13 protein-coding genes are annotated in these 13,293 nt (G+C 71.2%); 10 read left to right on the top strand and 3 right to left on the bottom strand.

The genetic code is table 11. The annotated features are described in order from the left end of the window. Positions 1-74: 74 nt before the first annotated feature. Positions 75-1,025 carry a LysR family transcriptional regulator gene (locus ACSNOG_RS19565; RefSeq protein ID WP_436753952.1) on the bottom strand — a complete coding sequence of 317 codons (951 nt, stop codon included), beginning with the start codon at positions 1,023-1,025 and terminating at the stop codon, positions 75-77. A gap of 362 nt (positions 1,026-1,387) precedes the next feature. Between ACSNOG_RS19565 and ACSNOG_RS19560 the strand changes: the two genes are divergently transcribed. The 10 genes from ACSNOG_RS19560 to ACSNOG_RS19515 all read left to right on the top strand — a co-directional run bounded on the left by ACSNOG_RS19560 (position 1,388) and on the right by ACSNOG_RS19515 (position 10,742). After that, positions 1,388-2,308, top strand: a complete 921-nt coding sequence (locus ACSNOG_RS19560; RefSeq protein WP_436753951.1) for a diiron oxygenase — start codon at positions 1,388-1,390, stop codon at positions 2,306-2,308. Beyond that, complete coding sequence (locus ACSNOG_RS19555) at positions 2,305-3,138, top strand: hypothetical protein (protein WP_436753950.1); 834 nt, start codon at positions 2,305-2,307, stop codon at positions 3,136-3,138. The genes ACSNOG_RS19560 and ACSNOG_RS19555 overlap by 4 nt, the downstream gene beginning before the upstream one ends. A 56-nt stretch (positions 3,139-3,194) precedes the next feature. Further along, positions 3,195-3,575: a holo-ACP synthase gene (locus tag ACSNOG_RS19550; protein ID WP_436753949.1), complete on the top strand. Its 381-nt coding sequence runs from the start codon at positions 3,195-3,197 to the stop codon at positions 3,573-3,575. Continuing rightward, the gene (locus tag ACSNOG_RS19545; RefSeq protein WP_382038291.1) at positions 3,547-3,786 is read left to right on the top strand and encodes an acyl carrier protein; all 240 of its coding nucleotides are present in this window, start codon (positions 3,547-3,549) and stop codon (positions 3,784-3,786) included. Before ACSNOG_RS19550 ends, ACSNOG_RS19545 begins: the two co-directional genes overlap by 29 nt. After that, positions 3,786-4,256 (top strand): MaoC family dehydratase, encoded by a 471-nt coding sequence (locus tag ACSNOG_RS19540; protein ID WP_436753948.1) that lies wholly within the window; start codon positions 3,786-3,788, stop codon positions 4,254-4,256. Before ACSNOG_RS19545 ends, ACSNOG_RS19540 begins: the two co-directional genes overlap by 1 nt. 29 nt (positions 4,257-4,285) lie before the next feature. After that, on the top strand, positions 4,286-5,104 hold the full coding sequence (locus ACSNOG_RS19535) for an SAM-dependent methyltransferase (RefSeq protein ID WP_436753947.1): 819 nt from the start codon (positions 4,286-4,288) through the stop codon (positions 5,102-5,104). A gap of 184 nt (positions 5,105-5,288) precedes the next feature. Beyond that, positions 5,289-6,746, top strand: coding sequence for a catalase (locus ACSNOG_RS19530; protein ID WP_436753946.1), 1,458 nt, complete (start codon positions 5,289-5,291; stop codon positions 6,744-6,746). Positions 6,747-6,774: 28 nt separating this feature from the next. Continuing rightward, positions 6,775-7,557 (top strand): MBL fold metallo-hydrolase, encoded by a 783-nt coding sequence (locus tag ACSNOG_RS19525; RefSeq protein ID WP_436753945.1) that lies wholly within the window; start codon positions 6,775-6,777, stop codon positions 7,555-7,557. A 106-nt stretch (positions 7,558-7,663) separates the two neighbouring features. After that, positions 7,664-8,947, top strand: a complete 1,284-nt coding sequence (locus ACSNOG_RS19520) for a CynX/NimT family MFS transporter (RefSeq protein ID WP_436753944.1) — start codon at positions 7,664-7,666, stop codon at positions 8,945-8,947. 304 nt (positions 8,948-9,251) lie between these two features. Beyond that, the gene (locus ACSNOG_RS19515) at positions 9,252-10,742 is read left to right on the top strand and encodes an FUSC family protein (protein ID WP_436753943.1); all 1,491 of its coding nucleotides are present in this window, start codon (positions 9,252-9,254) and stop codon (positions 10,740-10,742) included. Here ACSNOG_RS19515 and ACSNOG_RS19510 read toward each other — a convergent pair. Both ACSNOG_RS19510 and ACSNOG_RS19505 read right to left on the bottom strand, forming a co-directional pair. Continuing rightward, a complete protein-coding gene (locus ACSNOG_RS19510; protein ID WP_436753942.1) occupies positions 10,722-12,197 on the bottom strand; it encodes an MATE family efflux transporter in 1,476 nt (491 codons plus the stop codon). The two genes, ACSNOG_RS19515 and ACSNOG_RS19510, sit on opposite strands and share 21 nt — an antisense overlap. 6 nt (positions 12,198-12,203) lie before the next feature. Further along, entirely contained in the window at positions 12,204-13,229 is a 1,026-nt protein-coding gene (locus ACSNOG_RS19505) for a cysteine synthase family protein (protein WP_436753941.1), read from the bottom strand. Positions 13,230-13,293 lie beyond the last annotated feature (64 nt).

Genomic DNA, 13,293 nt, shown 5'->3' with positions numbered 1-13,293 from the left:
CCCGGGGAAGGAGGCGCAGGTCCGGTTCGGACGGCTCCGCCCCGGGGGAAGGCGACGGTCCTTCAGCGCGTTCCTCAGCGCACCAGGCAGCCGCGGTCCGCGCCGTTGCCGGCGTACCCGATCCGGCAGCAGGCGGCGACGAACCGTGAGGCCAGCTCCTGGTCCTGGTCGTAGCGCCAGACCACGGCGATGTCGGTGCGGGGCTCGGGCGGCCCCAGCGGACGCACGCGCAGGTCGGCGCTGAGGCTCATCCATTCGGCGATGCCGCGGTCCATGTACGACACGCCGGCGCCCGAGGCCACGGCCGCCGCCACGTTGATGTAGTCGGGCTCCTCCCACGCCACCTGCGGGGATCGTTCCTGCCCGACGAAGCCCAGGACCTTGTCGTAGAGCCCGGGGGCGAGCGACCGGGGCCACATGATGAGCGGGAGCTCCTCGGTGGACACCTCCTCCCCGGCCAGGCGGTCGGCGGCGCCGCCGCCCGGGAGGAGTTTGACGAGCTCGACGTCGCCCACCACGGACATCCGCAGGTCGTCGGCGTCGACGGGCGGTCTGACGAACGCGAAGTCGGCCTGGCCCGCGCGCACCAGATTGATGTTCCGTTCGGACCAGCCGGATTCGACGGACACCGGGACGGCGTTGCGTTCCCGGAACTCCGCGACCATCTCCCGCTGGCGCAGGGCGTGTCCGGAGCGGCTGAAGACGACGCGTATGGGGCGTCTGCTCTCCGCTGCCGCCTGCTGGATCCGCGCTTTGATGGAATACGTGCACTGCAGGAGCCGCGGCGCCTCCTCCTGAAGTGCCTTGCCCGAGGCCGTCAGCGCTATCCTGCGGCTGCCGCGGCTGAGCAGTTCGGCGCCCAGTTCCTTCTCCAGCACCTTCATCTGGTGCGAGAGGGTGGGCTGGCTCACCCCGCAACGCCGGGCCGCTCTTCCCAAATGGAGTTCGTCGGCCACCGCGACGAAATACTCCAGGCGGCGCAGCAGACCGGAGAGGCTCAGTAAAGGCTCCTCGTCACCCCGCACGCACACGACCTCCCGCCTGAACTGAGCATTGCCGTACGAAAGTTGTTTTCCGGGTGCTTCACGAGTGTAGCAACCGTGTCCTAAGCGCGGTCAACAACACGTCAGCGCCGTAGCGGAGGTTGCAGGCCGACACCGGGCGGCGCGGCACGACTCACCTATCACCCCATACCGGGCGCTTACCGACTCCCCTCACACCCCCTGGTTGTGACGCACGCCACTCGAAGAGGCCCGGAAAGCCGCCCCGCCTGCCCTCTTAGCGATCATCTATTTGATCTATAGACCGGTTTTATTGGACCGCCCGCGGAACGCGTGGAACTGTCGCCCTACATTGATCAACCGCCCCCCGGACAGCAGGAGGTAGGATGATCAGCGAGCTGATCAGTAAGGACGACCGATTCCAGGAGATCCTGGAGCGGCTGAACCGCAAATCGGTCGAGGACTACTACAACCCCTACCGGATGTTCGACTGGCCGGATTCCCTGCCGGAGAACCGGTGGTGGATGAGTCCCGAACTCACGACCACATACGGCACCGACGTGGCCCCCGAACTCGACCAGGAACAGCTCTATCGCCTTTCCCGGTACGAGAGCATCAATTTCTACAGCCTCAACGTGGACGGAATCCGCGAGCTCATCGTCGAGGTGACCCGGCGCATCCACACGCGGGGCTTCGAGATCCCGTCGGAGTTCTTCCACCACTTCATCGGTGAAGAGAACGAGCACATGTGGTTCTTCGCCGAATTCTGTCTGCGCTACGGAAAGAAGATCTACCGGCAGCTGGAGCCGGCCGGGCAGGGAGACACGTGGTCCGACGAGGCCGCCAGTTTCCTGGTGTTCGTCCGCATCCTCCTCTTCGAGGAGCTGGTGGACCACTTCAACAGCACGATGGCGGCCGACGACCGGCTGCACGACACCATCCGGGCGGTCAACCGCATTCACCACCAGGACGAGTCCCGGCACATCGCCTTCGGACGCGAACTGGTCTCCCTGCTCTTCAAGGACCTGCAGGCGAAGGGTTCGCAGGAGGAACTCCGCAAGGTGCGGGAGTACCTCAAGCGCTATCTGAACTACAGCTTCGAGTCGCTGTTCAATCCGCAGGTCTACCGGGACGCCGGAATTCCCGAGCCGTTCGCCGTCCGGCGGCGCCTGCTGGCCTCTCCGCGCAGCGCGGAGTTCCAGCAGCAGGTCTTCCGCAAGCCCCTGAACTACCTCGTCAAGACCGGGATTCTGCCGGACCGGGACCTGAGCGTCTCCCGGGTGTCCGTGGGACAGGGGGAGGCGTGACGGCGACGATATCGACGGCCCAGGGCGGTGCGCTCACCATCCTCGGCCCCGACCAGACGGATCTGCTGCGCGATCTGGACCGCACCATCACCCGCTGGGCGGACGAGGCCGGCGCGCGGGAGATCATGCCGCCGCCCGTCTATCCGCTCAGCGACCTGGAGAAGTTCGACGTCTACGAGAACTTCCCGCACCTGCAGTTCGTCGGCGGTCCGCTGGACGTGACCGGGGCCCCGCCGGCTCCGGTGGAGGGAGCCTTCTCCAACGGCGACGTCGGCCCGCCGTTCCTGGGGCTCCCGCACTCCAGCTGCTACGGCGCCTACCTCTACTTCGAGAACCGGTCGGTGGCTCCCGAGACCACCATCACCCTGATCAACCGGTGCTTCCGCAACGAGGAGAAGTACGAGGGGCTGAGGCGGCTGCTCAGCTTCCAGATGCGGGAGATCGTGGCCATAGGTTCCTTCGAACACACCCAGCAGGTCATCGCCCGCTTCACCGACCGGATCGAGGAGTTCGCGAAGAACCTCGGCCTGGAGCTGAACAAGGAGGCGGCCACGGACCCGTTCTTCGAGCGCGACAGCGGCCGTGCGCTGCTGCAGCGGCTCAGCCCGGTCAAGCACGAGTTCCAGGCCGACGGGCTGGCCATCGCCTCGGTCAACACCCACCGCAACTTCTTCGGCGAGCGGTGCCACATCACGGTCGAGGGCAGCGGCGACCACGCCTTCACCGGCTGCGTCGCCTTCGGCCTCGAACGGTGGCTCGCGGTGCTGAGCGACCGCTTCGACGGCGACCTGCAGCGCGCCCGCGCGGTCGTCAACGCCGCGGCCTCGTGAGCGGATCCGCGATCCGGGTCGGGGTGGACCTCGTCCCCCTGGCCCGCGTACGGACCATGGCCGAGGCCGACGACGGCCGGCTGCTGCACGAGATGCTCACCGCCGAGGAAGCGGAGCTGAGCCGGTTCACCGCCGGATGGGACATCCACGGCGTGGCCGGCCGGCTCGCGGCCAAGGAAGCGGTCTTCAAGCTCCTGCACGTCACCGGCCGGACGCTGCCCTGGCAGTCCATCGAAATCCTGAAGAGCCCCGGTGATTGGCCCTTCGTCCGGCTCACCGGGCCGGCGAGCCGATGGGCCGCCGATGCCGGCATCGAGGCGATCGACGTCAGCATCTCCCACGAAGAACAGTTCGCCGTCGCCGTCGCGGCCGGCGCGACGGGACGTCCCCCACTCGAGGAGGAATTCCATGCCCAGCAAGACCTCGTCCAACGTTGACGCAGTGCGGAACTGGCTCCTGGCCAAGCACCCCGAGCGCACCTCCATCGCCCCGGACGAGGACCTCATCGGCTCCCGCCTCGTCGACTCGCTCTCCTTCGTCGAGTTCGTCCTGACGGTCGAGGAGGCCAGCGGCGCGGAGATCGACCACGAGGCCATCGACCTCGCCGACTTCCGCACCCTGGAGGCCATCGAGCGGAAGTACTTCTGATGGGCAGTTTCCTCCACGCCGAGGACTACGAGACCGGGTCGCGCCACGACCTGGGGACGCACAAGGTGACGGCCGAGGAGATCACCGCCTTCGGCCGCACGTACGACCCGCAGCCGTACCACGTCGACGAGGAGGCGGGGCGCGCCTCCGCCTTCGGCGGCCTGATCGCCAGCGGCTGGAACACCGCGGCGATCTGGATGCGCCTGTACGTGACGACGCTGCTGCCCGACGCGGCGGCCGCGGGCACGGTCGAGGGCTCTCCCGGGGTGGACGAGGTGCGCTTCCTGCACCCGGTCCGGCCGGGCGACGTGCTCAACGGCACCTGCGAGATCCTCGGCTCCCTCCCCTCCCTCTCCGCGCCCGACTTCCGCATCGTCCGCAACCGCGGCCGCCTGCTGAACGCGGACGGGACCGAGGTCCTCACCCTGATCCTGAACGCCCGGTTCCGGTGCCGGCCGAAGAACTCCTGAACCAGACCACCCCGAGAACGGAGCCCGTCATGGAGACCGTGTCCTACACCTCGCAGTGGACCGCGGCCGCCCGCGCCCTGGAGAGCGAGCGGAGCGACGCCCTGTTCGTCGACCCGCTGGCCCGGGCGCTCGCCGAGCCGAAGGGGTTCGAGCTCCTCGACCACTACGGCGGCGGTGGACTCGTCGAGTTCGTGGCCGTCCGCACCCGTTACCTGGACGACGCGATCACCGACTCGGTGAAGAAGGGGATCCGGCAGGTCGTGCTGATCGCGGCCGGCATGGACACGCGTGCCTACCGGCTGGACCTGCCGGACGACGTCACCGTCTTCGAGGTCGACCACCAGGCCCTGATCGACGAGAAGGAGAAGCGCCTCGCCCAGCTCGGCTCCCCGGCGCCGACGGTGACGCTGCGGCGCGTCGGGGCCGATCTGGCGGGCGACTGGTCGGCGTCGCTGCGCGCCGCCGGCTTCGACCCCTCCCTGCCGACGCTGTGGATCCCCGAGGCCCTGCTGTTCTTCCTGACCGAGGAGCAGTCCGCCACGCTGATGCGCACCTTCGCCGCCAACTCCGCCCCCGGCAGCTGGGTGGCCGTGGACATCCTGAGCAGGACGCTGCTGCGCAGCCCCGCCACCCAGATCTTCCTGTCCTCCCTCAACGCGGACGGCATCCCCTGGCTGTTCGGGACCGACGAGCCCGAGGAGTTCATGGCGAGCACCGGCTGGACCGTACGGGAGCTCAAGGAGCCGGGCGAGCCCGGTGCCGGCGAGGGCCGCTGGCCCTACGACGTCCAGCCCCGCGAGGTCAAGGGCGCGCCGCGCAACTGGCTGCTCCGCGCGGAACTCGCCTAGTCACGGCCCCACCCCCCAGCGGCACAGCCCCCACGGGCTGTGCCGCTCCGGGCCGTTGTGCCGGCGTCCGCCGCACCGGACCGACCGCCATTCGCCAACCGTCGACCCCCCACCGTCCATCGCCCACCGTCAACCGCTAACCGCCAACCGCCAACCGCCAACCGCCAACCGAAGGGAAAGTGCCATGACCGAGAGTCGTCCCGTGACGACCACGGACAGCGGTATCCCGGTACCGAGCGACGAGTTCTCGCAGTCCGTGGGGGCCGACGGGCCCCTGCTGCTGCAGGACCACTACCTGATCCAGAAGCTCGCGCACTTCGACCGCGAGCGCGTGCCCGAGCGGGTCGTGCACGCCAAGGGCGGCGGCGCGTACGGAGTCCTGGAGATCACCGAGGACGTCAGCCAGTACACCAAGGCCGACGTCTTCCGCCGCGGCAAGCGCACGGAGCTGTTCCTGCGCTTCTCGACGGTGGCCGGCGAGCTCGGCTTCGCGGACACAGCCCGTGACCCGCGCGGATTCGCGGTGAAGCTGTACACCGAAGAAGGCAATTACGACATCGTCGGGAACAACACGCCGATCTTCTTCATCCGCGACCCGCAGAAGTTCCCGGACTTCATCCACTCGCAGAAGCGGCGCGCCGACAACCACCTGCACGACAACAACATGCAGTGGGACTTCTGGACGCTGTCGCCGGAGTCGGCGCACCAGGTCACCATCCTGATGTCCGACCGCGGGACCCCGTACTCCTGGCGCCACATGAACGGCTACGGCAGCCACACGTTCCTCTGGTACAACGACGCTCGCGAGAAGTTCTGGGTGAAGTACCACTTCAAGACCGACCAGGGCATCAAGAACTTCACCCACGACGAGGCGGCGGCCGCGGGCGCCGAGGACCCGGACTTCCACATCCGTGACCTCTTCCAGGCGGTCAAGAAGGGCGATCACCCGACCTGGACCCTGCAGGTGCAGGTCATGCCCTTCGAGGAGGCCGCGGACTACCGGTTCAACCCGTTCGACCTGACGAAGATCTGGCCGCACGAGGACTACCCCCCGATCGACATCGGGACCCTGACCCTCAACCGCAACCCGGAGAACTACTTCGCCGAGGTCGAGCAGGCCGCGTTCGAGCCGTCGAACCTGGTCCCGGGCGTGGCGCCCTCCCCGGACAAGATGCTGCAGGGGCGGCTGTTCAGCTACCCCGACACCCACCGCTACCGGATCGGCGCCAACTACCTGCAGCTGCCGGTCAACCGGCCGAAGAACGCGGTGCACTCCTACAACCGCGACGGGGCCATGCGCTACGGCAACCCCGGCGACCCCGTGTACGCGCCCAACAGCTTCGCCGGCCCGGTCGCCGACCCGATGCTGCTCGTCGGCGAGCACTACGAGGTCACCGGCGAGATCGTCCGCAGCGCCCACCGGCTCCACGCCGAGGACGACGACTACGTCCAGGCGCGGGCCCTGTGGGAGAAGGTCATGACGGACACCGACCGCGCGCACCTGGTCACCAACATCGTCGCGCACGCCTCGGCCCCCGAGGTGACGGCGGAGACGAAGGAGCGCGTCGTCGACTACTGGCGCAGCGTCCACAAGGACCTGGGTCTGCAGGTAGCCAGGGGCCTGGGTGTCCAGGGCAAGTAGCCACCACGAGCGTCGCGAGGAGCAGACCATGATTTCGGCCGAGACCGTCACCCTCCGGCGTCTCGCCTGGGCCGGCGTCGAAGTGGCGGCCGGGGACGCACGGATCGTCATCGACGCGATCCGCAACACCGAGGACCTCGCGGGGTTCCAGGGCCAGCCGCGGCGCCCCCTGCCCGGCATCGACGCGGCGCCGGGGGTGCGGACGCACGCCTTCGTCACCCACCTCCACCCCGACCACTGCGACCGGAAGCTGCTCGCGGAGATCGCCGCGAGCGACGGCGGCACCGTGGGCTGCCACACGCCGATCCTGGACGTCCTGGGCGGGGTGGGAGTGAGCGCGATCCCGCAGGAGATGGGCGAACGGCGGAAGATCGGGCCGTTCACCACCATCCCGGTGGCGTCCCACGACTGGCGCGGCGACGACCAGGTGGCCTGGATCGTCGAGGCCCCCGGCCTGCGGATCATCCACTTCGGCGACACGATCTGGCACGGCATGTGGTGGTCGATCGCGCGCGAGTACGGCCCGTTCGACGTCGCGTTCCTGCCCATCGCCGGGGTGATGGCGCGCCGCGAGGGCCTCACCCCGACCAACCAGCCCGCGACGCTCACCCCGGAGCAGGCCGTCGAAGCGGCGGTGGTCCTCCAGGCGTCGACGGCCTGCGCGATCCACTACGACCTCTTCAACAACCCGCCCTACTACACCGAACAGCACGACGTGCGCGGGCGGTTCCTGCGGGCCGCCCGGGCCAGGGGGATCAACGGAATCGCCCCCGGCGACGGGAAGCCCGTGCCCTTCGCCACCGCCGCCTGACCCCCGCAGCCGCGCATGCCCACCGGGCCCTCGCCCCCGCCGCCTCCGCCTCCCGGCGCCGGCCGGGGGCGGCGGTCCGGTGCGCGTACCCCCGGAAGGATCGTTCGTGACCCCACCCCCTGAATCGGAAGCCGGGGTCTCAGCACCCCGCGGGACGGCGGGCGTGCCCGCCGCGGCCGGCCGCGCGGCGGCCGGGCCCGGTTCCCCGCCCGCCCACGGCACTCCCCGCAGCCGCCGCGTGCTCTGGTACGCGCTGGCGGTGCTGCTGGTCGGGATCAACATGCGGCCCGCCATCGTGGCGGTCTCCCCGCTGCTGGACGAGATCCGGCACGTCACCGGCCTGTCCAACGGCGGCGCCGGTGCGCTGTCGACGCTGCCGCTGATCTGCTTCGGCATCTTCGCTCCGCTCGCGCCCCGGCTGGCCCGGCGCTGGGGCATGGAGCGCACCCTGGTCGTGGTGCTGGCGGTGCTGCTGGCCGGCACCGCGGTGCGCCTCGTCCCCTCGCTGTTCCCCCTGTTCGCCGGGACGTTCCTGGTCGGCACGGCGGTGGCCGTCGCGAACGTGGTCATCACCGCGCTGATCAAGCGGGACTTCCCGCAGCAGGTCGGGCTGATGTCCGGCCTGCACACCACCATGCTGGTCGGCGGCGGCGCGGTCACGGCCGCCGCGACCGTCCCGCTGCGCGACGCGCTGTCGCTGTCGTGGGCCGGCGGCCTGTCCGTCTGGGGCGTCCTCGCGCTCGCGGCGCTGGTGGTGTGGGCGCCGAAGCTGCGCCGGGGACGGGAGCAGCCGCGGGTTGCGGCGCAGGCGGGCGGCTCGATCTGGCGCAGCAGGCTGGCCTGGGCCGTCGCCCTGTTCTACGCGTTCCAGTCGCTGCTGTACTACACCGCGACCACCTGGTTGCCCTCGTTCTACATCGACCACGGCTATACCGAGGGCGGCGCGGGGGTGCTGCTGGCGGTCTGCATGGGGTCCGCCATGGTCACCTCGCTGCTGGTGCCGGTGTGGGCGCAGCGCTCCCGGCGGCAGAGCTACCTGGCGGTGGCCGGCACCGTGCTGTGCATGGTGGCCTTCGTCGGTCTGATCGCCGCGCCGGTCGGCGGGGCGGTGCTGTGGGCCGTCCTGCTGGGCCTCGGCCTGGGGGCGGTGCTCTCGCTGGGCATCGCCTACATGTCCCTGTGCGTCCGCACCACGCACGACGCGGGCCTGCTGTCGGCGATGTCCCAGTGCGTGGGCTACCTGCTGGCCGCCGTGGGCCCCACCGCCTTCGGCGCGGCGCGCGACCTGACCGGGGCGTGGACCGCGGGGCTGATCGCACTGGTGGTGCTGGCCGTGCCGATGGGGATCACCGGAGCGCTCGCCGGCCGGGGCGGCCACGTCGAACGGTAGGAGAGCGACAGGAGACGGCGGGGAGGGGGAAGGCGGGAAGGGGAAGAGGCGCAGAGAAGGGCAGAGGGAGGGCCGTGCGTGCCATTGGCCCTCCCCCGCTGCGGCCCGGACGGCCGGCACTGGGCCAATGGCCCAGGGATACCGGCCTCTGTTGAGCCAGCAGTCGATGTAATGGTCTGATGTGGGTGTCGATGGCGCTGCGGATCTCCGCGGCGCCTTTTTCATGCCGCATGCGCGCCGGTCCCCGTACCGGCCGTCGTGCCGGGACCTCGAAGGGGCGGGAGCAGTGCTGAAGAGGGCGTTCATGGCACCGGATCCGGGCCTGGGCAGGCTGCGGGTCGCCCTCCGAGCCGTCCTGGGCGTGAGCTTCGCGGTCGCCGTCGTCCAGCTGTCCGGCCTGCCGCTGACCGCTTCCATCACCGGTGGGCTCGCGGCGCTGCTCGCGCTGTTCACCGTGGCCGACCCGACCGTGCGGCGCCAGGTGACCACGACCGCGCTGCTGCCGGTCGTGGGCTTTCCCGTGCTCGCGCTGGCGGCCGGGCTGCACGGGCTGCCGCTGGTACGCGACGCGGCCTTCCTCGCCGTCGTCTTCTGCGGGGTCTACGCCCGCCGGTGGGGCCCGCGCGGCAATGCGCTCGGGATCTTCGGCTTCATGATGTTCTTCGCGACGCAGTTCCTGCACGCCGTCCCCGCCCAGCTGCCGCACCTGTACACAGCCATGATCATGTCCCTGGCGGCCGCCGGCACCGTCCGCTTCGGGTTCTGGTGCATCGAGCGGCGCACCCCGCCGCCCGCGGGCCCGGCGCCCCTCGCCGGGCGCGGGCTGGCGCGCGTCACGACCCGGCAGGCCTTCCAGACCGCCTTCGCCTGCGGCCTGGCCCTCGCCGTGGGCCAGATGGTCTCCGACGAGCGCTGGTACTGGGCCGTCGGCACCGCCTGGTGGATCTTCGTCAACACCGCGTCGCGCGGCGAGACGCTCGTCCGCGGCTTCCGGCGGGTCCTGGGCACGGTGATGGGCATCGCCACCGGGATGGTCGTCGCCATCCCCCTGGACGGGGCGCCCGCGCCCACCGCGGCCCTCGTCGCGGCGTGCGTCTTCGGGATCTTCTACACGGCCGCGGTCTCGTACACGTGGATGATGTTCGCCGTGACGGTGATGGCCGGGCTGCTCTACGGGCTCCTCGGCGTCCTGGACGCGGACCTGCTCACCCTGCGGCTGGCCCAGACCGGCGTCGGAGCGGCCGGTGCGGCGCTCGCCGTCCTCCTGGTGCTGCCGGTGACCACGCACGCCGCCACCGACGCCTGGATCCAGCGCGCGCTGCGCTGCGTGCACGCCTGCGCCGCCGAGGCCGCCGCGCGCCTCGCGGGATCGGAGACCGCCGACCCCGCGCCGCGGGTGGCCGAGCTGGAGCTGCTGCTCGGCCGGGTCCGGCTCTCCCTGGCCCCGCTCGTCCACCCGCTGAACCCCTTCCGCACCCGCAAGGAGAAGGCCCGCCGAGTGCTCGCGCTCCTCGACGACTGCGCCCGCGAGGTGCGGGGGCTGGCGTCCGTCGCCGCCGACCCGGAGGCCTCCCACGACGACCGGCTCGCCGCCGCCTGCTGGCGCGTGGAGGCCGCGGTCGAGGCGCTCACCGCGCCGGCGAAGGCGCGCGAGGCCGCGGTCGCCTCGGCAGCGGCGCCCGAGCACCTGCCGGCCGAGCCGGCCCTCGCCCACCTGCACGACCTGGAGCGGGCCCTGGCCGAACTGGCGGCGCCGCTGCACAGCACCCGGCCCTCACCCCTGGTCGGCGCCTGACGGCCTCCTCGGCGGCCGCCCGGCCGGCGGACCCTGGAACGCGGTGGCGACGGCCTCCTGCTCCCGTACGCGGGCGCGGAGGCCGTCGCCGTAACGGCGCAGGAGGAGGACCGCGGTGGTGGCGAGGCCGGCGAGGAGGCCGAGCCAGATGCCGAGAGTGGCGAGGCCGGCCGCGTAACCGAAGAGCCAGGCGGCGGGCAGACCGACGGCCCAGTAGCCGACGAGGGTGATCCGGAAGCCGCTCCTGGTGTCGTCGAGACCGCGCAGCAGGCCGACGCCGATGTTCTGCGCGCAGTCGAAGAACTGCAGCACGGCGACGACGAGCAGCAGCTGCGTCGCGATCGCCACGGCCCTGTCGCCGCCCGCGCCGTCACCGTCCAGGAACGGGCGCAGCACCAGCCCGGGCAGGGTGACGTAGACGGCGCCAACGGCGGTCATGACGACGGCGGCGCAGGCCAGCGCGGTGTTCTTCAGGCGCCGTGCGGCGTGGGGGCGGCCGAGGGCGAGTTCGCGGCTGACGTGGATGGACGCCGCGTGGGAGAGCCCGACGGCGACCTGGAAGACGATGTAGACGAGCTGGTTGACGGCGGTGTGGGCGGCCAGGGCGGCGCTGCCGAAGGAGCCGGCCATCAGGGCGGTGACCGAGAAGAACCCGGCCTCGGAGCCGTAGGTGGCGGCGACCGGAACGCCCAGGCGCACGAGCTCGCGCACGGTGGCGCGGTCTGCCGCGAAGGGGTTGAGGCTGAGCAGCGGCGCGAGGGCCGGGTCCTTCTTCGCGGAGGCGTACAGGGCGAGGAAGGACAGCAGGTAGACGGCGGAGGTGGCGACGCCGATGCCGGTCAGGCCCAGCCTCGGCAGGCCCCAGGTGCCGTGGATCAGCGCCCAGTCGAGGGCGGCGTTGACGGCGACGGACGCGAGGGTGATCTGCAGCAGGGCCCGGGGACGACGCATGCCGACGGTGAACTGGCGGACCGCCTGGAACCACAGGCACGGCAGCAGTCCGGGGGCGAGGGCGGGCAGCATCGCCCGTACGCGGTCGGCGACGGCGGCCTCCTGGCCGAGCAGGGTGAGGGCTTGCCCCGCCAGGAGCATGAGGAGGGCTCCCGCCAGTCCGGCCAGGGTGGCCACCGCCGTGCTCGCGCGGACGATCCTGCGGACCTCGGCGTCGCTCCGCGCCGTGTCGCCGTCAGCGGTCTCGGCGCGGGCGGCGGCGGCCGCGATGCGGTTGCCGACGGCGGTGACCAGGCCGACGCCCATGGTGCGGAGCTGGTTGAAGAGGACGAGGGCCAGGCCGCCGGCCGCCAGGTCCCGGGTGCTCAGCAGGCCCATCATCACCGTGTCGGTGGTGGTCAGGGCCACCTGGGCGAGCTGGGTGAGGACGAGGGGCACGGCGAGCGCGGCCAGCGCCCGGCCGTCGCGGAGGAGGGCGGCAGGGAGCGGCATGGTCGGGGCCATGGGGCCTCAGCCCTTGCGGAGCTTGGTGAGGGCCTCGTCGATCTCGCGCTCCAAGGCGGGATCGGTGAGGTTGCGGGCGTTCATCCACGCGTCGTCGAACACGGTGTCCATGTACTTCTCCCCGCCGTCGTTGACGAGGGCGACCATAGTGGTGCCCGGCGGCAGGGACGGCAATCGCGTCAGCGCTTCGTGGACGACGCCGCCCGCGGAGCCGCCGATGAGCAGACCGGTGCGGGCGACGGCGCGGGCCGTCGCGAAGGCCTCGACGTCGCCGACCTTCACCCCCTCGTCGATCAGGTCGAAGTCGACCAGCGCGCCGATCTCGGCGCCTTCGGGGGTGCCGGTGCCGGACTGGTAGTAGTCGTGGGCGGGGCCGCCGAAGGCGATGGACCCCTTGGGCTCGACGCCGACGATCCGCACGCCGGGGACGAGCTTGCGCAGCTCGCGGGCGGTGCCGCACAGCGAGCCGCCGGTCCCGACGGCGCCGACGAGGACGTCGACGCGGCCGCCGAGGGCCTGGTGGAGCTCGTGGGCGACGCGGTGGTAGCCGACGCCGTTGCTGGGATTGTTGTGCTGTTCGGTGAAGACGGTGTTGTCGCGGCCACGGGCCATCTCCTCGGCGAGTTCCTCGCGCGCGGCGGTGGCGAGCTCCTCGGTGCCGTCGCCGGCCACGTAGACGAGTTCCGTGCCGAGCGCCTTCATGGCGCGCAGCTTGTCGGAGCAGGCGTGGTGGTCGACGACGGCGGTGAAGGCGTAGCCGCGTTCGGCGGCGATGACGGCGAGGCCGAGCCCGGTGTTGCCGGAGGTGGACTCGATGATGCGGCCGCCGGGGCGCAGCTCGCCGCGGGCCTCGGCGTCGAGGACCATCTGACGGGCCATGCGGATCTTGGCGGTGCCGGTGGGGTTGTACATCTCCAGCTTCAGGAGCAGCCGGCTGCCGTTGTCGGCACGGCACAGCTCGAACAGCGGGGTGCCACCGATGAGGTCGGAGACGCGGGAGACCACGGCGGGGCGCACCAGTGCCTCGTTCATGGGGAGGGACTCCTGTGGCAGGTGGGGACGGACCAGTGGGTGGGGACGGACCAGTGGGTGGGGG

This window comes from Streptomyces sp. URMC 124, assembly GCF_051386455.1.
Taxonomy (GTDB): domain Bacteria; phylum Actinomycetota; class Actinomycetes; order Streptomycetales; family Streptomycetaceae; genus Streptomyces.
This window is presented reverse-complemented; position numbering and strand designations above follow the sequence as displayed.

Coding starts and splice junctions, on each gene's coding strand:
- ACSNOG_RS19545 (WP_382038291.1), top strand. CDS start 3,547: ATGCCCAGCAAGACCTCGTCCAACGTTGACGCAGTGCGGAACTGGCTC.
- ACSNOG_RS19505 (WP_436753941.1), bottom strand. CDS start 13,229: ATGAACGAGGCACTGGTGCGCCCCGCCGTGGTCTCCCGCGTCTCCGAC.
- ACSNOG_RS19550 (WP_436753949.1), top strand. CDS start 3,195: ATGGCCGAGGCCGACGACGGCCGGCTGCTGCACGAGATGCTCACCGCC.
- ACSNOG_RS19510 (WP_436753942.1), bottom strand. CDS start 12,197: ATGGCCCCGACCATGCCGCTCCCTGCCGCCCTCCTCCGCGACGGCCGG.
- ACSNOG_RS19525 (WP_436753945.1), top strand. CDS start 6,775: ATGATTTCGGCCGAGACCGTCACCCTCCGGCGTCTCGCCTGGGCCGGC.
- ACSNOG_RS19515 (WP_436753943.1), top strand. CDS start 9,252: ATGGCACCGGATCCGGGCCTGGGCAGGCTGCGGGTCGCCCTCCGAGCC.
- ACSNOG_RS19560 (WP_436753951.1), top strand. CDS start 1,388: ATGATCAGCGAGCTGATCAGTAAGGACGACCGATTCCAGGAGATCCTG.
- ACSNOG_RS19535 (WP_436753947.1), top strand. CDS start 4,286: ATGGAGACCGTGTCCTACACCTCGCAGTGGACCGCGGCCGCCCGCGCC.
- ACSNOG_RS19540 (WP_436753948.1), top strand. CDS start 3,786: ATGGGCAGTTTCCTCCACGCCGAGGACTACGAGACCGGGTCGCGCCAC.
- ACSNOG_RS19530 (WP_436753946.1), top strand. CDS start 5,289: ATGACCGAGAGTCGTCCCGTGACGACCACGGACAGCGGTATCCCGGTA.